This window comes from Actinomadura fulvescens (assembly GCF_039533225.1).
GTDB classification, from domain to species: Bacteria; Actinomycetota; Actinomycetes; order Streptosporangiales; family Streptosporangiaceae; genus Spirillospora; species Spirillospora fulvescens.
In genome coordinates this window covers 1-21,206 of the sequence record NZ_BAAATD010000032.1, presented here as the reverse complement: position 1 = coordinate 21,206, position 21,206 = coordinate 1, and the positions used below count along the sequence as shown (strand labels likewise).

Here is a 21,206-nt window from a genome sequence, read left to right as displayed (position 1 = left end):
ACACCCCCAGCAGCGCGGCGATCAGGTCGACGCCACGCTCCATCGCGACCGCCACCACGGCCTCCGGACCCGCCCCACGGGCAAGCAGATGCCGAGCAAGCCGATTCGCACGCGCGTCCAACTCCCGATAGGTGACCTGACGACCGTCACCGACCACCGCCACCGCATCCGGAGTCCGCGCCACCTGCGCCTCGAACAACTCCGGCAACGTCAACGACGCGACCTCCACCGACGTGTCGTTCCACGCGTGGAGGAGGCGGTCACGGTCCTCCTCGTCCAGCGGTTCGATCATGCTCAGCGGCAGGTCCGGTGCCTGCTCCAGAGCGGGCAGCAGATTGCCGAGGCAGGTCTGCACCAGCCGGCACAACGCCGTCCCGTCGACGCTGCTCACCGCGTCCACGGTGAGCCCGAACCCGGTTCCCCGGTCGTCCACCGACACGGCCACCGGATAGTTGGTGACCTCGGTCGCCGAGACGGTGTTGATGCCCGTGATGACCTCTTGCGAGGTGCGGGCCGACGCGGCGCGGTCCTGGATGTACCGGTAGTTCAGGATCGAGGTGAACAGCGGGCTGCCGCCCGCCACCCCGCTGGCCTGCTGCGCCAGCGCCAGCGGCGCGTGCTCGTGCACCAGCAGCTCGGCCAGCTGGTCGCGCACACCGGTCAGCGCCTCGCCGACGCCACGCCGCCCCAGGCGCACCCGCACCGGAAGCGTGTTGATGAACAGGCCGGGCACCCGGTCCGATCCGGCACCGGCGTTCATCCGGCCGAACAGCACGGTCCCGAACACCACGTCGTCACGGCCGCTCAACGTGCCCAGCACCCGCGCCCACGCCAGATGGAAGATCGTCGCGGGGCTCACGCCGAGCGAGCGCGCCACCTCACGCACCCGCTCCGCGAGCTCGTCGTCGAGCGGCACGTACGTCCGCCCGACGTCGGTGCCGTCACCGCGCACGTCCAGGAGGCCGTACGGGGCCGTCGTCTGCTCCACGTCCCCGAGCAGGCCGGCGAAGAACCGCTCGTGCTCCTCGCGCGGCACGCCCAGCCGGGCCTGCGCCACGAAGTCACGGAACGGAAGCGGGTCCGGCAGCGAGTCCTCCCGGCCCGCCAGGATGGCGCCGAGCTCCTCGATGAGCACGTCCCTGGCGGTGTGGTCCTGCACCAGGTGGTGCACGCGCAGCAGCGCGAGCCACCGGCCGGTACCGGGCTCGGCCGCATGGTGAACGTCGATCAGCGGCGCCCGCCTGAGGTCCATCTGCGACGCGGCGAGAGCGTGCAGCTGCTCCAGGGGCTCCGGGCCGTCCTCGGTGATCACCCCTTCCGTCACCGGCAGCACCACCCGGCGCGCCACCACCTGGACCGGCTCGGGCAGCCCCTCCCACACGATCGCCGTGCGGTAGACGTCATGGCGGTCGATCAACCGCTGCAGTGCCGCCAGGAAGGCGTCCAGCCGCTCCCGCGAGTCGAACCGCAGCACCTGCGGCGCCACGTAGGCGTCCGGGCCGCCGTTGGCCAGCATGTGATGGAAGAACATGCCCTCCTGCAAGGGCGCCAGCGGGTAAAGGTCGGCGACGTTCGCGGCCCCGCCCGCCACCGTCTCGACGACCTGCCTGATCTGCGCGGCCGACAGGTCGACCAGCGGCACCATCTCCGGAGTGATCTCCGTCGGGTCCGCGGGAATGCCGTTGGGCGGAACGGCGACCTCGGCCGGGCCGCCCGCCACGGCGGCGAGCCCGGCGGGGGTCGGCGTCTGGAACAGCCCCCGTACCGAGACGCGGACGCCGCGCTGCCGCAGCAGCTCGACCAGCCGGACGGCCAGCAGCGAGTGCCCGCCCAGCCGGAAGAAGTCGTCTTCGACGCCCACGCTGTCCAGGCCGAGCACTTCGGCGAACGTCCGGCAGAGGATCTCCTCCTGAACGCTCGCCGGAGCCCGGCCGGTCCTAGCACCGACGGCATAGTCCGGGGCGGGCAGCGTCCGGCGGTCGAGCTTGCCGCTGGCGTTCAACGGCAGGGCGTCCAGGGTGACCACGGCGGCTGGGACCAGGTAGTGCGGCAACCGTTCGGCGGCCAGTGCGCGCAGCCCCTCGGACAGGGCGGCGGCGTCCTGGCCGGGATCGGCCGGGACGACATAGGCGACCAGACGCGGATCGTCGTGGGCGTCCTGGCGGGCGATCACCGCGACCCGCGCGACGCGCGGATCGGCGGCGAGCACCGCCTCGGTCTCGCCCGGTTCGATCCGGAAGCCACGGATCTTCACCTGGTCGTCGGCGCGGCCCGCGAACACGAGCTCGCCGTCGGCGGTCCAGCGGACCAGGTCTCCGGTCCGGTACATGCGTTCGCCGGTGCCGCCGAACGGACACGCGACGAAGCGTTCGGCGGTCAGGGCCGACCGGCGGAGGTATTCGCGCGCCACGCCGGCGCCGGCCACGTACAGGTCCCCGGTCACGCCTGGAGGCACCGGCCGCAGGCGGTCGTCGAGGACATAGACGCGGGCGTTGGGGATGGGTGTGCCGATCGGCACATCACGCGCGTCGGCTGCGGAAGGGCTCGCTTTCCAGAACGTGGCGTCCACCGTCGTCTCGGTCGGGCCATAGGTATTGAACAACACCCGCCTCCGCGACCACCGCGCCACCAACTCCGGCGAACACGCCTCACCGCCCACCTCAATCACCACACCAGCGGGGATGAGCTCCTCGCGCACACCGGCCAGCACCGCCGGGGGCAACGACACATGCGAGATCTGCTGCCCGACCACGAACCCGGCCAGCTCATCACCCAGCCTGGCCGCGTCAGGAACCACCACCAGCGCCGCACCCGACGACAACGCAACCGACCACTCCAAACAGAAATTGTCGAAACCCGCCGACGCGAACTGCGCCACCCGCGAACCCACACCCACCCCAAACCGCCCACGACCCGCCATCGCCGTATTAGCGAAACCAGCCTGCGTAACCACCACACCCTTCGGACGCCCCGTCGACCCCGACGTGTACACCACATAAGCCGGATGGTCAGGCCGCACGACCGCAGGCTGACGCACCTCTTCTGCCGAGGACGCCGGGGAGTCGACCGTCAGGATCGGACCGGCGAATCCCGTGACGGACTCCGCCCCGGCCGCATCGGTGATCACGAGCGCGGGCTCGGCGTCCGCCAGGATGAAGGCCACCCGCTCCACCGGCTCCGCGAGGTCGAGCGCCAGGTACGCGCCGCCCGCCTTCAGCACTCCCAGGACGGCGACCATCAGGTCGACGCCCCGCGCCATGGCGATGGCGACCACGGCTTCCGGCCCCACGCCCCGAGCGGCCAGGCGTCCGGCGAGCCGGTCCGCCCGTGCCCGCAGCTCCGCGTAGGAGACCTCGATCCCGTCGGCGACCACGGCGGCCGCGTCGGAAGTGCGCGCCGCCTCTGCCTGGGCGTCGAACCGTTCCGCCACCGGCGTCCACGGCGTGTCCACCGCGGTGTCGTTCCACTCCGTGAGCACGGTGTGGAGCTCCGCCGGGTCCAGGACCTCCACGGCGCTCACCCGCGTCGACGGTTCCGCGACGGCCGCCGACAGCACCCGGAGCCAGATGGCGACGATGCGTTCCGCCGTCCGCTCGTCGAACACGTCGGCCGCCGCGATCAGCGCCCCGCGCATCCCGGCCGGCGCGCCGTCGGCGTCGAAGCTCTCCGCGGCGGCGACGTCGAGATCCAGCTTCGAGGTGGGCGTGCCGGAGGGCACTCCGGCGACGCCGAGGCCGGGCAGAACCAGCTCCGCCGGTCCCGTGTTCTGGACGGTCAGCATCACCTGGAACAGCGGATGCCGCGCCAGCGAACGCGCCGGGGCCAGCTCCTCCACCAGCCGCTCGAACGGCACGTCCTGGTGCTCGAAGGCGTCGAGGCCCGCCTCGCGGACCCGGGCCAGCAGCTCGGCGAACGTCGGATCGCCCGACAGGTCGGTTCGGATCACCAGCGTGTTGACGAAGAACCCGACCAGCCCGTCCAGGGTCTCGTCCAGGCGACCCGCCACCGCCGAGCCGATCGGGACGTCCTCGCCCGCTCCGAGCCGGGACAGGCTCACCGCGAGCGCCGCCTGCAGCACCATGAACACCGTCACGCCCTCGGCGCGCGCCACCTCGCGCAGCCGCGCGTGCACCTCCGCCGGCAGCTCCAGCGGCACCCGGTGCGCCTGGGACGAGGCGATCGCCGGACGCGGCCGGTCGAACGGCAACGCCAGCTCCTCCGGCGCACCGGCCAGCGCCTCACGCCAGTACGCGACCTGACGCGACAGCACGCTTCCGGCGTCGTCCTCCTCGCCCAGCAGCCTCCGCTGCCACAACGCGTAGTCGGCGTACTGCACCGGAAGCGGAGCCCACTCGGGCGCGCGGCCCTCGCACCGCGCCGTGTACGCCGCCGACACGTCCCGGGCGAGCGGGCCGGTCGACCATCCGTCACCGGCGATGTGGTGCACGACGAGCACGAGCACGTGCTCGTCCGGTGCCACCGCGAACAGGTCGGCCCTGATCGGGATCTCGGCCGACAGGTCGAAGACGTGGCCGCTCGCCCCGCCCACGGCGGCCGGGAGTTCCGCCGGTGTGACCTCGGTGACCGTGAGGTCCCACGCGAGGTCGTCAACGTCCATGATCTGCTGGTACGGCTCGCCGTCGGCCGGCGGGAAGACGGTCCGCAGCACCTCGTGGCGGCCGATCACGTCCTCGAACGCCGCCCTGAGGGCGTTCCGGTCCAGGTCTCCGGTCAGGCGCAGCGCCATCGAGATGTTGTAGGCGCTCGACCTCTCCAGCTGCGCGAGGAACCACAGCCGCCGCTGGGCGTACGACAGCGGGATCCGTTCCGGGCGGGCCGCCGGGGCCGGGGCCGTGCGCGCCGTACCCGCCTCGGTGAGCCGCGCGGCGAGGCCGGCCACGGTCGGTGCTTCGAACAGGGTCCGCAGCGCGACCTCGACGTTCAGTACGGCGCGCACCCGGCTCACCAGGCGCGTCGCCAGGAGCGAGTGCCCGCCCATGCGGAAGAAGTCGTCATCGACCCCGACCGACGGCAGCCCGAGCACGTCGGCGAACAGCTGGCAGAGGATCTCCTCGCGCGCGGAGCCGGGCAGGCGTCCTTCGCCCGCCGTGCGGCCGGGGGCGGGCAGCGCCCCGCGGTCCAGCTTGTCGTTGGCGTTCAGCGGCAACGCGTCCAGGGACACGAAGGCCGAGGGCACCATGTACTCGGGGAGCCGGTCGGCGGCGAACCGCCGCAGCTCCTCCTCGCCCGCCTCACCCACCGTGTACGCGACCAGGCGCTTCTCTCCCGGGACGTCCTCGCGGACGATCACCGCGGCCTGCGCGACGCGCGGGTGGAGGATCAGGACGGCCTGCACCTCGCCGGGCTCGACCCGGAAGCCCCGGATCTTCGCCTGGTCGTCGGCGCGGCCCGCGAACACCAGCTGGCCGCCGGCGTTCCAGCGGACCAGGTCCCCGGTGCGGTACATCCGCTCGCCGCCGCCGAACGGGCACGCGACGAAGCGTTCACCGGTCAGCCCGGGGCGCCCGACGTACCCCCGCGCCAGCTGGTCGCCGGCGATGTACAGCTCGCCGGTCACGCCGACGGGCACCGGGCGCAGCGCCGCGTCGAGGACGAACACGCGGGTGTTGGGGCCGGGCCCGCCCATCGGGACCGCGGGCTCGGAGCCGTCGACCTGGGCGGTCGTGACGATGACCGACGCCTCGGTGGGGCCGTAGGCGTTCACCAGCGAGCGTCCCCGCGCCCAGGCCTGGACGAGTCGGCGGCTGATCGGTTCGGAGCCGACCACCATCCGCGACACGTCCGCCAGGTCGGCCGGGTCCAGCACCGCCAGCAGCGACGGCACCACGCTGGCCGCCTCGACGCCGGCGTCGCGGACCAGGCCGGCCAGCAGCGCGGTGTCGGCGCGTTCCGCCGCCGACGCGATCACCAGGGTGCCGCCGGTCGCCAGCGCCACGGCCACGTCCAGCACCGAGGCGTCGAAGTTGAACGAGGCGAACTGGAGCATCCGCACCCCGGGCCCGGCCCCGAGACGCGCGCCCAGCGCCACCGTCAGGTTCGCCAGGCCGCCATGCGTGGACACTACGCCCTTCGGATGCCCGGTCGATCCCGACGTGTAGATGACATATGCCGCCTGGCCGGGCAGGACCGCCGCCTCCGGCGGGCCGTCCGGCAGCGCGGCCAGCCGCTGCGTGAGCTGCGGGTCGTCCAGGTCCAGGACCCGCACCCCCGCGAGCGCGGCCGCGGTGTCGCCCTGGCCGATCACGATCCGGGCGCCGCTGTCGGCGAGCATGAACTCCAGCCGCTCGGGCGGGTGCGCCTGGTCCAGCGGCACGTACGCGGCGCCGGCCTTCCAGACGCCGAGGATCGCCGCGACCATCTCGGCCCCGCGCGGGAGGCACAGGCCGACCACCGAATCGGCGGCGACGCCCTCGGCGCGCAGCAGCCGCGCGAACCGGTCGGCCCGCGCGTCCAGCTCCGCGTACGTCACCTCGGCGCGGTCGGCGACGAGGGCGACGGCGTCCGGAGTCCGCGCCCGCTGGGCCTCGAACCGCCTCACCACCGGTTCGCTGGGGATCGGCATCGCGGTGTCGTTCCATTCGGCGAGCAGCGTGTGCCGCTCGGCCGGGTCCAGGATCTCGACCTCGCTCACCCGCGTGTCCGGCGCCTCCGCCACCGCCGCGAGCACCCGGTTCCAGGCGTGGGCGATCCGGTCGGCGGTCGGCTCGTCGAACAGGTCGGCGGCGGCCGTCACCACCGCGCGCAGTCCCGCCGGCGCACCCGCGCGGTCGGTCAGCTCGGCGGCGCTGATGTCCAGGTCGAATCTCGCCGAGGGCGTGCCACCGCTACCGCCGGACGTCGTGAGCCCGTTCAGCCCCAGCTGCGCCGAACCGGCGTTCTGCAGCGTCAGCATCACCTGGAACAGCGGGTGCCTCGCCAGCGAGCGGGCCGGTGCGAGGTCCTCGACCAGCCGCTCGAACGGGACGTCCTGGTGGTCGAACGCGTCGAGTCCCGCCTCCCGCACCCGTCCCAGCAGCTCGGCGAACGTCGGGTCGCCCGACAGGTCGCCGCGGATCACCAGGGTGTTGACGAAGAAGCCGACGAGGTCGTTCAGGGCTTTGTCGGTGCGTCCGGCGACCGCCACGCCGATGGGGACGTCGGTGCCCGCGCCGAGCCGCGACAGCGTCACCGCGAGGGCGGCCTGCAGCACCATGAACAGGCTCATGCGGCGGTCGCGGGCGATGGCGGACAGCCGCTGGTGGACGTCGGCGGGAACGTCCAGCCCGATCTGGTGGGCCCGGTAGGAGGGGGCCGTCGGCCGTGGCCGGTCGAACGGCAGCGCCAGTTCCTCGGGGACCCCCGCCAGCGCCCGGCGCCAGTACTCCACTTGCTGCGACAGCACGCTGTCCGGATCGTCGTCGTCGCCGAGAAGTTCGCGCTGCCACCGCGTGTAGTCGGCGTACTGGACCGGCAGCGGCTCCCATTCCGGCGCCCGGCCCTCGCACCGCGCCGCGTACGCCGCCGACACGTCGCGCGCCAGCGGGCCGGCCGACCAGCCGTCCCAGGCGATGTGGTGCACCAGGACGACGAGCACGTGCTCGTCGGTGCCCTCCGCGAACAGCCACGCCCTGAACGGGATCTCGGCGGCCAGGTCGAAGGTGTGGCGCAGCGCGCGGTCGACGGCCGCCTGGGTCTCCGGGGGTGCCACCTCGGCGGTGGCCAGCTCGAATCCGGCCGCGTCGGCGGGCAGGATGCGCTGGTACGGTTCCCCGTCCCGCTCGGGGAAGACCGTGCGCAGCACCTCGTGCCGTTCGAGCACGTCCCGTAACGCCGCCGCGAGCGCGTCGCGGTCCAGCGTCCCGGTGAGGCGCAGGACGATCGGGTGGGTGTACGTCGTGGCCGGTCCGTCCAGCTGCGCCAGGAACCACAGCCGACGCTGGGCGAACGAGAGCGGGATCATCGAGACTCCTCCTGCCCGCGCATGGAGCGCAGGGTCGGCTTTGCTTTCCGGGTACTGCCGTGTTCGGCGAGCCAGGCCGCGAGCCCGGCCGGAGTGGGTGAGGTGAAGACCGCGCGCAGGGGCAGTTCGGCGCCCAGCTCGGCACGGACCTCGCTGGCGAGCCTGGTGGCCAGCAGCGAGTGGCCGCCGAGCGCGAAGAAGTCGCCGTCGACGCCGACGGTCTCCAGGCCGAGGACGGCGGCGAAGGCCCGGCAGAGGACCTCCTCCCGCCGCCCGGCCGGAGCGCGGCCGTTCCCCGCGACGGCACCCGCGGCGTAGTCGGGTGCGGCCAGGGCCGCGCGGTCAAGCTTGCCGTTGGGCGTGAGCGGCAGCGACTCCAGGCTGACGACGGCGGCGGGCACCATGTAGTGCGGCAGCCTCTCGGCGGCGAAGTCGCGCAGGGCCGCCGCCAGGTCCCGGTCTCCGGACTCGCGTCCGGCGGGGACGACATAGGCGACGAGGCTCCGGTCGCCGGGGCCGTCCGAACGGACGATCACGGCGGCCTGCGCCACCCGGGGATGGAAGGCGAGGACCGCCCGCACCTCGCCCGGTTCGATCCGGAACCCACGGATCTTGACCTGGTCGTCGGCACGTCCGGCGAACACCAGGCGCCCGCCGGGCGTCCAGCGCGCCCGGTCGCCCGTCCGGTACATGCGCTCGCCGCCGTCCCCGAAGGGGCAGGCCACGAACCGTTCACCAGTCGGGCCCGGCCGCCCGACGTAGCCGCGCGCCAGTCCGTCGCCCACCACGTACAGCTCGCCGACCACGCCTTCGGGCACCGGGCGCAGGGCATCGTCCAGGACGAACATCCGCGTGTTGGCGATCGGCCCGCCGATGTCGGGCTCGCCGTCCGGCGCCAACGGAGCCGACATGCTCGCGCACACCGTCGCCTCCGTCGGCCCATAGACGTTCACAAACCGCCGCCCCGGAGCCCACCGCGCCACCAACTCCGCGCTCAACGCCTCACCAGCCGACATCAGCGACGTCACCGGAGCCAGATCACGCGGTTCGAGCGTCGCCAAGACCGCGGGAGGCAGCTTCGCGTGCGTCACCTCGTGCCGTGCCACGACTCCGGCCAGCCCCGGCCCCGGCAGCAGGTCGTCAGGATCGGCCAGCACCAGCTGGGCGCCGGACGCCAACGTGACCACAACCTCGGTGACGGCGGCGTCGAAGCTCATCGACGCGAACTGCAACATCCGGCTCGACCCGTCCAACCCGAACCGCTCCGCCTGAGCCACCACCAAACCCGCCAACCCCGCATGCGACACCGCCACACCCTTCGGCCGACCCGTCGACCCCGACGTGTAAATCACATACGCAAGCTGCTCCGCCACAACCCGCACACCCGGAGCCGTCGCCGACGCGGCGGCGATCCGTGGATCGTCCAGATCCACCATCCGCGTGCCGGACCAGCCGGCCGTCACGTCGCCGCGTCCGATCACGAGCGTCGCGCCACTGTCAGCCAGCATGAACTCCAGTCGCTCGGCCGGATAAGCCGGATCCAGCGGCACGTACGCCGCCCCCGCCTTCCAGACCGCCAAGACCGCCACGATCAGATCGATGCCGCGCGGCAGGCATACGCCCACCATGGACTCCGCACCCGTCCCCAGCTCCAGCAGGTGGTGCGCCAGCCGGTTCGCCCGCGCGTCCAGCTCGGCGTAGGTGATCAGTGCATCGCCGTGCGCGAGCGCGACGGCTTCGGGCGTCCGCGCCACCTGTGCCTCGAACAACGCCGCGCCCGACGTCCGCGGTACGTCCGCGGCGGTGTCGTTCAGGCCTCGTACGAGCCGGTCGCGCCAGGCCTCGTCGAGGATCTCGACCGCCGACAGCGGGGTGTCCGCGTCGCGCTCCAGCACGTTCGCCAGGTTGGCGAGGCAGGTGCGCAGCATGCGGCACAACGCCTCACCGTCCACCTGGCCCACGGCGTGGACGGTCAGCCCGAAGCCGGTTCCCAGATCGTCCACCGACACGGTCACCGGGTAGTTGGTGCTGCCCCGGGAGGGCGTGGGCAGCGTGGTGATGCCCCTCCTGGGTTCCGCACCGTGAGGTGCTCCCGAACGTTCGCGATGCCGGTAGTTCAGGAGTGAGGTGAACAGCGGTCCGCCGCCCTGGATTCCGCTGGCCTGCTGCGCCAACGCCAGCGGCGCGTGCTCGTGGACGAGCAGCTCGGCCAGCTGTCCGCGCAGGCCCTTCAGCGCGTCGCCCACACCGCCGGACCCGGTGCGCACCCGTACCGGCAGGGTGTTGATGAACAGGCCGGGAACCCGGTCGGCGCCCGCACCCGCGTTCATCCGCCCGAACAGGACCGTGCCGAACACGACGTCGTCGCGGCCGCTCACCGCCGCCAGCACACGCGCCCACGCCAGGTGGACGATCGTGGCGGGACTCGCGCCGAGTGCGCGCGCCACGTTCCGCAGCCGCGCGCCGGTTTCGTCGTCCACGGCCAACCGCGCGCGCTTCACGCCGCTGCCGTCGCCGTGTGCGTCCAGCAGGCCGTACGGGGCGGTGGTCTCCGTCACGTCGCCGAGCAGCTCCGCGAAGTGGCGCCGGTGCTCCTCCCGGGGCGTTCCCAGCCGCGCCTGCGCCACGAAGTCGCGGAACGGCAGCGGTACGGGCAGCGAGTCCTCCCGGCCCGACAACAACGCGTCCAGCTCGTCCAGGAGGACGTGGTGGGTCGTGTTGTCGAGCACGAGGTGATGGATGCGCAGAAGCGCCAGCCACCGCGCGCTTCCGGGCTCGGCGGCGACATGGACGTCGATCAGCGGAGCCCGTCCGGCGTCCATCGCCGGCGCGGCCGCGAGCAACGTCTCCGCCGGGTCGCCGCCGTCCGGGTCCAGCACGATCTCCGCGACCGGGAGGGTCACCCGGCGGGCCACCACCTGGACCGGCTCGGGCAGGCCCTCCCACACGATCGCCGTGCGGTAGACGTCATGCCGGTCGATCACGCGCCGCAACGCGTCGAGGAACGCCTCCAGCCGTTCCCGCGAGTCGAACGCGACGAGCCTCGGCGAGGCGTACACGTCAACGCCGTCGCCGGCCTGAAGGAGGTGATGGAAGAAGATGCCCTCCTGGAGCGGAGCCAGCGGGTAGACGTCCGCGATGTTGGCGGCACCGCCCTCGACGGCCGCGACGACCAGGTCGATCTGCTCGGGCGAGAGATCGACCAGCGGCAGCATGTCCGGGGTGATCTCGACCGCGTCCGCCGGGATGCGGTTCGGCGGCACGACGATCGCGGGCCCGCCCGCCTCGGCGGCGAGGTCCGCCGGGGTCGGAGTCTGGAACAGCGCCCGCACCTGCACCGACACGCCGCGTTCCCGCAGCGACTCCACCAGCCGGACGGCCAGCAATGAGTGGCCGCCGAGCATGAAGAAGTCGTCATCGACCCCGACGTCCTCCAAGCCCAGCACCTCGGCGAACGCCTGACACACGATCTCCTCGGTCACGCTCGCCGGGGCACGCCCGCCCTTGGCCGCCGCAGCGTAATCGGGGGCGGGCAGGGCCTTGCGGTCGAGCTTGCCGTTGGAGGCCAGCGGCAGACCTTCCAGGACGACCACGGCCGAGGGCACCATGTGATCAGGCAGCCGAGCGGCGGCGAAGTCCCGGACGGCGACTTCCAGCTCGCCTCGATCGTCGTCGGCGGCAACCACATAACCGACCAGCCGCTTGTCACCGGGAACGTCCTCACGTGCCACCACCGCTGCCTGAACGACCCGTGGATGAGCGGCGAGCACCGTCTCGATCTCACCGGGTTCGACGCGGAACCCGCGGATCTTCACCTGGTCGTCAGCCCGGCCAAGGAACGCCAGCCGGCCGTCAGCAGTCCACCGCGCCAGGTCCCCGGTGCGATACATCCGCTCGCCCGAAGACCCATACGGGCAGGCCACGAACCGTTCAGCGGTCATGCCCGCTCGGCCGACATAGCCGCGCGCCAGCTGTTCGCCAGCGACATACAGCTCACCAGGCACCCCGATGGCGACCGGCTGCAACCGATCGTCCAGCACATACAGCCGCGTGTTGGCGACCGGCGCGCCGATCGGCACCGCCACCGCCCCCGAAGCCACCAGCTCCGGCGTCAGCCGCGTCGTGGCCACCCCGATCGTCGTCTCGGTCGGCCCGTAGTGGTTGAACACCTCCTGCCTGCCAGCCGACAACAGCTCGATGACCAGCTCTGCCGATGCGGCCTCTCCACCCAGCACCAGCGACCGGCCTGCCATGACGCCGCCCAGCGCCGCGACGTGCGAAGGCACGGCCTTCACATAATCAATCTCATGCTCGGTCAGGTAGCTGCGCACCGCGACCGCGTCGGTGACCATGTCCTCGCCCAGGACATGCAGTTCACCGCCCGCTACCAGGCTGGCGAACACCACCGTGTTGCCCAGGTCGGTGACCTGCGCCTGCAACACCGCATACCGGCCACCCGACGCGCCGAACCCCACCCGCTCCGGAACCGTGGCCACATAATTGGCCAAGCCCCGGTGGGTGACAGCGACACCCTTGGGACGGCCGGTCGAACCGGACGTGTAGATCACATACGCGACCTGATCCAACGCGAGATCCGTCTCAGGCGCGCTCTGCGGCTGCGCTTGAAGCTGCATCGCCGTCAGCCGATCGTCCAACGCCACCAAGCGATGACGCCCCACCGGAAGATCTTCAAGAACTTCCTCACAAGTCAACGTGAGGATCGCGGCGCTGTCGGCCAGGACGAACACGATCCGCTCGGCAGGCTGCTCCGGATCGACCGGGACATATGCCGCCCCCGCCTTCCACACACCCAAGATCGCGGTGACCATCTCCACGCCACGCGGCAGGCACACACCCACCACCGACTCAGAACCCACACCCTGACCCCGCAACCAGTGAGCGAGCCGGTTCGCCCGCGCATCCAGCTCCGCGTACGAGACCCGAACATCATCGGCCACCACGGCCACCGCAACGGGTGTCGAGGCGGACTGCCGCTCGAACCGTTCCGCGATCGTCGCGTGCGATACCTCGACGGCGGTGTCGTTCCACTCCACCAGGACGCGCTGCCGTTCAGCCGGGTCCAGCACGTTCACCGCGCTCACCCGCAGCGACGGGTCGTCCGCCAGCGCCGACAGAACGCGCACCAGCCCGGCGGCCAGCCGCTCGACCGACTCGCGCTCGAACAGGTCGACCGCGCCGGCGACCACGCCGCCGATGCCCGCGGGGGCGCCGTCGGCGTCGAACCGCTCCCCCACCAGCACCGACAGGTCGAACTTCGCACCGGCCCGGTCCATCGGGAGCGCGCTCGCACGCAGCCCGGAGACCGCGTCACCGGGCTGGCCGGCGGCGGCGTCCTGCATGGTCAAGATGACCTGGAACAGCGGTTGACGAGCCAGCGAACGGGCCGGGGCCAGCTCCTCCACCAGCCGTTCGAACGGCACGTCCTGATGGTCGTAGGCACGCAGGCCCGTCTCCCGGACGCGGCCCAGCAGTTCGGCGAACGTCGGGTCACCGGACAGGTCACTGCGGATCACCAGCGTGTTCACGAAACAGCCGACCAGCTCGTCCAGCGCCTCGTCCACCCGGCCCGCCACCGCGGAGCCGATCGGCACGTCCGTGCCCGCTCCCAGCCGCGACAGCAAGGTCGCCAGTCCGGCCTGCAGGACCATGAACACCGTCACGCCCTCGGCACGCGCCACCTCTCGCAGCCGCTCGTGCACCTCGGCCGGGACGTCCACCGGCACCTGGTACCCCTGGTGCGAGGCGACCGCAGGACGCGGCCGGTCGAACGGCAACGCCAGCTCCTCCGGCGCCCCCTCCAGCTCATCGCGCCAGTACGCCACCTGGCGCGACAGCACGCTGTCCGGGTCGGTCTCGTCGCCGAGCAACTCGCGCTGCCACAGTGCGTAGTCGGCGTACTGCACCGGCAAGGGTTCCCAGCGCGGCGGGCCACCTTCGCGGCGCGCCACATAGGCCGACGTCAGATCGCGTGCGAGCAGGCCGGTCGACCATCCGTCGCTCGCGATGTGATGCACCACGAGCACCAGTACGTGCTCGTCCGGTCCGACGCCGTACAGCCAGGCCTTGACCGGTGCCTCGATCGCGAAGTCGAAGGCGTGTCTGCTCGCTTCCGCCACGGCCCCCGGCAGCGCCTGCGCGGTCACGTTCGTCAGCGGAAGCCCGAATCCGGTCTCCGCCACGGAGAGCACCTGCTGGTAAGGCTCGCCGTCGGCCACAGGGAAGACCGTTCGCAGTGCCTCGTGCCGGTCCAGCACGTCCCGGAACGCCGCTTCGAGCGCCTCCCGGTCCAGCTCGCCGGTCAGCCTCAGCACGATCGGGCTGTTGTAGGTCGGGCTCGGGCCTTCGAGCTGCGCCAGGAACCACAACCGCCGCTGCGCGTACGACAGGGGCACGCGCTCCGGACGCGCCACCGGTACGAGCGCCGCGCGCGCCTGGTCGGCTCCGGCCAGATACGCCGACAGTCTCGCCACGGTCGGGGCCTCGAAGAGCGCCCGCAGAGGCAGCTCGATGCCGAGGACGGCACGCACCCGGCTCACCAGGCGCATCGCCAGGAGCGAGTGGCCGCCGAGCGCGAAGAAGTCGTCCTCGACCCCGACGGTGTCCAGGCCGAGGACCTGCGCGAAGACCTGACAGAGGATCTCGTCTCGCGCCGTGGCCGGTCTGCCGCCTGCCCCGGTGCCCGTGCCGTCACCGAGCTCGGGCGCCGGCAGCGCGGCGCGGTCGAGCTTCCCGTTCACGGTGAGCGGGAGCTCCGGCAGGGTCAGGATCGCCGAGGGCACCAGGTGGTCCGGCAGCGATCCGGCGGCGAACGCCCGCACCGCGCCGGGCAGGCCGTCCGAGGCGGTACCGGGCTCCGGCACGACATAGGCGACCAGGCGCCGGTCTCCCGGAGTGTCCTCGCGTGCGACCACGGCGGCCCGCGCCACGTCCGGGTGGGCGGCGAGCACCGCCCGCGCCTCGCCCGGCTCGATCCGGAAGCCGCGGATCTTCACTTGCTCGTCGGTCCGGCCCAGGTACTCCAGGTCTCCGTCCGCGCGCCGCCGCACGACGTCGCCCGTGCGGTACATCCGTTCGCCGCGATCGCCGAACGGGCACGCCACGAACCGCTCGCCCGTCAGGCCCGGACGATCCAGGTAGCCCCGGGCCAGCTGGTCACCGGCGACGTACAGCTCACCGGCGACGCCCACCGGCACGGGCTCCAGGCCGGTGTCGAGCACGAACGCCCGCATGTCCGCGACCGCACGCCCGATCGGCACCCCGGGATCGGGCGTGCCTGCGGCGGTTTCCGAGGCGGGGGCGGTGGAGTGCGTCACGCATCCGACGGTCGCCTCGGTGGGCCCGTACTCGTTCACGACCGTGGTCGCGGGGTTGCCGTGCCGCCACCGTCCGACCAGGTCGGCGGGCAGCGCCTCGCCGCCCACGACCAGGTCGCCGACCATGTCGCGGACGAGGTCGGCCAGGACCGACAGGTGGCTCGGGGTGACCTTCAGGAACGTGCAGGCGTGCTCGCCGGAGACCGCGGCGCGGACGTCCGCGGCCTCGGTCATCCCGATCACGCGCACGCGTCCGCCGGCCGTCAACGGCCCCAGCAGCGACGTCACCGTCAGGTCGAAGGTCACCGGCGAATGCAGGGCCGCGACTCCACGCAGCCCTGGGTATTCCGCGCGGCACCATTCCAGATAGGCCGCCGCGCTTCCCCGCGACACCACCACGCCCTTCGGCCGGCCCGTCGACCCGGACGTGTAGATGACATATGCCGGATGGCCGGTGTGCGGCGGGCCGGTGCGGTCGGCGTCCGTGAGGTCGTGCGCGGGCAGACCGGCGAGCCGGTCGCCGGTCCCGGGCCCGTCGAGTTCGATGCACGGCAGGCCTGCGGCGGCGCCGAGGAGGGCGGGGGCCAGCGCGGCGCGACCCGCCTGGTCGGTGATCAGGCAGGACGGACCGGCGTCGCCGAGCATGAACGCGACGCGTTCCGAGGGGTGGTCGACGTCGAGGGGAAGGTAGGCCGCGCCCGCCTTCAGCACGCCCAGGACCGCCACGACCAGGTCCGCCGACCGTGGCAGCGCCAGCGCCACCAGCCGCTCAGGGCCGATCCCGGTGGCCGCCAGCAGACGCGCCAGCCGGTTCGCCCGTTCGTTCAGCTCGGCGTAGGACAGCTCGACACCGTCGGCGACGACGGCGACCGCGTCGGGAGTGCGCGCCACCTGGGCTTCGAACATCTCCACAACCGACGCCCGCGGTGTCGCCGCCGCCGTCGCCTCCCGTACCGGAACGAGCCGGCCGCGCTCGTCCCCGTCCAGGATCGCGATCCCGGAGAGGCTGCGCTCGGGCTCCTCGTCCAGCGCCGTGGCGAGGTTGGCGAGACAGGTGTGCAGCAGCCGGCACAGCGCGGCCCCGTCGACGGACTCCACGGCGTCCACGGTCAGGCCGAAGCCGGTGCCCAGGTCTTCTACGGACACGGCCACGGGGTAGTTGGTCGCCTCCCGGGTGAACATCGTCGTGATTCCCGCGAGGCCGGCACCGTGTCCTTGATCCGCTCCGCCGTCCAGGCGCTGGGCGTGCCGGTAGTTCAGGATGGAGGTGAACAGCGGGCTTCCGCCCGGAACGCCGCTGGCCTGCTGTGCGAGCGCCAGCGGCGCGTGCTCGTGAACGAGCAGTTCCGCCAGCCGGGCGCGCATCTCCTCCAGCGCGTCGTCCACCCGGACCCGGCCGACGCGCACGAGAACCGGCAACGTGTTAAGGAACAGGCCCGGTACCCGATCCGCGCCCGCGTTCATGCGGCCGAACAACACCGTCCCGAAGACGACGTCGTCACGGCCGCTCAGCGTGGACAGCACCCGGGCCCAGGCCAGGTGGAAGACCGTTGCCGCGCTCACGCCGAGCCTGCGCGCCGTCGCGCGCACCCGGGCCGCGACATCCTCGTCGACGGGCAGATGCGACCGGTTGACATCGCCGCCGTCGCCGTGGACGTCCAGCAGGCCGTACGGCGCCGTGGTGTCCTCGACCCGGCCCAGCAGGTCGGTGAAGTACCGCTCGTGCTCCTCTCTAGGAACCCCCAGCCGTGCCCGGGCCACGAAGTCGCGGAACGGAAGCGGCTCGGGGAGCGACTCCTCGCGGCCGGCCAGGATCGCGTCCAGTTCCCCGATCATCACGTCCTGGGCCGTGTGGTCCTGCGCCAGGTGGTGGACGCGGAGCAGCGCCAGCCAGCGGCCGCTGCCGGAATCCGCCGTCACGTGGACGTCCATCAGCGGAGCGCGGCCCACGTCCATCCGCGACCCGCAGGAGGACAGGAGCCGCTCCACCGGGTCGGCGCCGTGTGAGCCGGGGTCGACCTCCACGACCGGCAGCACCGCGTCGCGGAGCACCACCTGAACCGGCTCGCGCAGCCCCTCCCATACGATCGCCGTGCGGTAGACGTCATGCCGGTCGACCACCCGCTGCAGGGCGGCCAGGAACGCGTCCAGGCGCTCGCGCGAGTCGAAGCCGATGACCTGCGGCAAGGCGTACACGTCCGCGTCCGCGCCGGCCTGGAGCAGGTGGTGGAAGAAGATGCCCTCCTGCAACGGCGCCAGCGGGTAGACGTCCGCGATGTTGGCCGCGCCGCCGTCCACCGCGGCGACGACGAGCTCGACCTCGTCGGCCGAGAGGTCGGTCAACGGCAGCATGTCCGGCGAGAGACGAACCGCGCCGGGAGGGATCAGGTTCTCGGGGATCTCGACGGCGCCGGGAGCCACCGCGGCCGCCACACCGGCCACGGTCGGTGTTTCGAACAGCGCCCGCAGCGAAACCTCCACGCCGAGTACGGCGCGTATCCGGCTGACCAGGCGTGTCGCCAGGAGGGAGTGGCCGCCCAGCCGGAAGAAGTCGTCATCGACCCCCACGCTGTCCAGGCCGAGCACGTCGGCGAACAACCGGCACAAGATCTCCTCCCGCACCGAGGCGGGACGGCGCCCTTCACCTGTGGTGTATTCGGGAGCGGGCAGGGCCTCGCGGTCCAGCTTGTCGTTGGCGTTCAGCGGCAACGAGCCCAAAGGCACAAACGCCGAGGGCACCATGTAATCGGGCAACCGCTCAGCGGCAAACCGCCGCAGATCGGTATCACTCGCCTCGCCCACCGTGTAGGCGACCAGGCGCTTGTCCCCCGCGACGTCCTCACGCACGATCACCGCGGCCTGGGAGACCCCCGGGTGACCGGCCAAAACGGCCTGCACCTCGCCCGGTTCCACCCGGAATCCGCGGATCTTCGCCTGGTCGTCGGCACGGCCCACGAACACCAACTGGCCACCAGCAGTCCAGCGGGCCAGATCCCCGGTGCGATACATCCGCTCACCGGCACCACCGAACGGGCACGCCACAAACCGCTCACCGGTCAGCCCAGGACGCCCCACATACCCCCGTGCCAACTGGTCACCCGCGACATACAGCTCACCGGACACGCCCACCGGCACCGGACGCAGCGCCGCATCGAGCACGAACACACGGGTGTTCGGGCCCGGCCCGCCCATCGGCACCGCCGGCTCCGAACCGTCCACGGAAGCGGTCGTCACAATGACCGACGCCTCGGTCGGACCATAGGCGTTCACCAGCGAACGTCCCCGCGCCCACGCCCGGACCAGCTCACGGCTGATCGGCTCCGAGCCGACCACCATCCGCGACACACCGCCCAGGTCGGCCGGATCCAGCACGGCCAACAACGACGGCACCACGCTCGCCGCCTCGACCCGGAAATCGCGGACCAAGTCCACCAGCAGCTCTGTATCAGCGCGCTCCGCCGCCGAGGCGATCACCAGGGTGCCGCCCGCCGACAGCGCCACAGCCACATCCAGCACCGAAGCATCGAAATTGAACGAAGCGAACTGCAACATCCGCACCCCGGCCCCGGCCCCAAGACGCGCACCCAACGCCACAGTCAGATTCGCCAGGCCACCATGCGTGGACACCACACCCTTCGGACGCCCCGTCGAACCCGACGTATAGATCACATACGCCGCCTGCCCGGACAGCACCCGCGCCTCCGGCGCGCCTTCAGGCAGCGCAGCGAGCCGCTCGGTGACCCCGGGATCGCCCAAGTCGAGCAGGCGCACCCCGGACAACCCGGTCGCCGTCTCACCACGGCCGAGCACGATCCGGGCGCCGCTGTCGGCAAGCATGAACTCAAGCCGCCCAGACGGATGCGCCTGATCCAACGGCACATACGCCGCACCGGCCTTCCACACACCCAAAATCGCCGCGACCATCTCAGCCCCACGCGGCAAACACAGACCAACCACCGAGTCAGCGGCGACCCCCTCAGCCTGCAACAGGCGAGCAAGCCGATTCGCCCACACGTCCAACTCCGCATACGACACCTCGGCGCCGTCAGCGACCAGGGCGACCGCATCCGGAGCCCGCACACACTGAGCCTCAAACCGCCTCACCATCGGCTCCTGCGGAACCGCCGCCGCAGTGTCGTTCCACTCGACCAGCAGCCTGCGCCGCTCAACCGGATCCAGAACCTCCACCTCGCTCACCTGCACGGCCGGCGCCACGAGCACCGCGTCCACGACGCGGCCCAGCCAGTGCGCGAACCGCTCGGCCGTCTCGGCGTCGAACACGTCGGCGGCGACGACCACCACGCCGCGCAGACCGGCGGGCGCGCCCCGCTCGTCGAAGTGCTCGGTGACGGCGACGTCCAAGTCGAACTTCGCCGCGGCGGTTCCGGGCCGGTCGGTCGACATGCCGACGGCCCGCAGGCCGGGCAGGTCCAGTACGGCCCGCGTGTTGTTCTGCAGTGCCAGAGACACCTGGAAAAGCGGGTGCCGCGCCAGCGAGCGCACCGGCGCCAGATCCTCCACCAGCCGCTCGAACGGCACGTCCTGATGCTCGAACGCCTCGACTCCCCGGGTCCGCACCCGCTCCAGCACCTCCGCGAATGTCGGGTCACCGGACAGGTCGGTGCGGATCACCTGCGTGTTGACGAAGAACCCGACCAGCTCGTCCAGCGCCTCGTCCAGGCGGCCGGCGATGGCCGAGCCGATCGGGATGTCGCCTCCCGCGCCCAGCCGGTGCAGCATGACCGCCATGGCGGCCTGCAGGACCATGAACACGGTGGCCCCGCTTTCCCGTGCGAGCTCCACGATCCGGGCATGCGTCTCGGCCGGGAGCTCCAGTGGAGCGCGATACCCCCGGTGCGAGGCCTCCGCCGGGCGGGGCCGGTCGAACGGCAGCGCCAGTTCCTCCGGCGCCCCCGCCAGTGCCTCGCGCCAGTACGCCACCTGATGCGCCAGCACGCTGTCCGGGTCGTCGCCGTCGCCCAGCAGCTCTCGCTGCCAGATCGCGTAGTCGGCGTACTGGACCGGCAGGGCCGTCCACTCGGGCTCGCGGTCTTCGCATCGCGCCGCGTAAGCCTCTGACACGTCGCGGGCCAGGGGCCCCCACGACCATCCGTCACTCGCGATGTGATGGACCAGCAACACGAGCACGTGCTCGTCCGGCCGCACCGCGAGGAGCGACGCCTTCAGTGGAATCTCGGACGCCAGATCGAACGCGTACCGGCAGGCCTCCGCCACCGAGTCCGATAGGTCCTCCTCGGTCACGTCCGTCACCGGCAGTTCGAATCCCGTCGCTTCTACGTCGAGGACCCGCTGGTACGGCTCGCCGTCGGCCGCCGAGAACGTCGTCCGCAGCACCTCGTGACGTCCCAGCACGTCCCGCAGCGCGGTTTCGAGTGCCCCTGGATTCAGTTCGCCCGTCAACCGCACCACGACGGGGCTGTTGTAGGTCGCGCTCGGGCCCTCCAGCTGTGCGAGGAACCACAACCGCCGCTGCGCGAACGACAGGGGTATCCGTTCCGGGCGAGCCACGGGCGCCAGTGCGGAACGCGCCACACCGGCTCCGGCCAGCCGAGCGGCCAGAGCCGCCACCGTCGGCGCCTCGAACAGCGCCCGCACCGGTACCTCGGCGTCGAAGACCGTACGTAAGCGGCTGACCAGGCGGGTGGCCATCAGTGAGTGTCCACCTAGGCGGAAGAAGTCGTCATCGACGCCGACCGATGGCAGACCCAGCACATCGGCGAACACCTGGCACAGGATCTCCTCCCGCACCGAAACCGGCGCCCGGCCGCCACCGGTGCCCACCACATGCTCAGGAACGGGCAACGCCCCACGGTCCAGCTTCCCGTTGGTCGTCAGCGGCAACTCCTCCAGCACCACGACCGCCGACGGCACCATGTATTCGGGCAGCCGCT

At 72.1% G+C, this 21,206-nt stretch carries 1 protein-coding gene and 1 pseudogene; both read right to left on the bottom strand.

The features are described 5' to 3' along the window. Positions 1 to 7,960 (bottom strand): amino acid adenylation domain-containing protein (locus ABD333_RS46940; RefSeq protein ID WP_344549429.1); only part of this gene is annotated, 7,960 nt, incomplete at its 3' end. Further along, a pseudogene (locus ABD333_RS46935) lies at positions 7,957 to 21,201 on the bottom strand (non-ribosomal peptide synthetase); the annotation flags it as partial. The gene ABD333_RS46940 and the pseudogene ABD333_RS46935, both read right to left, overlap by 4 nt. Positions 21,202 to 21,206 lie beyond the last annotated feature (5 nt).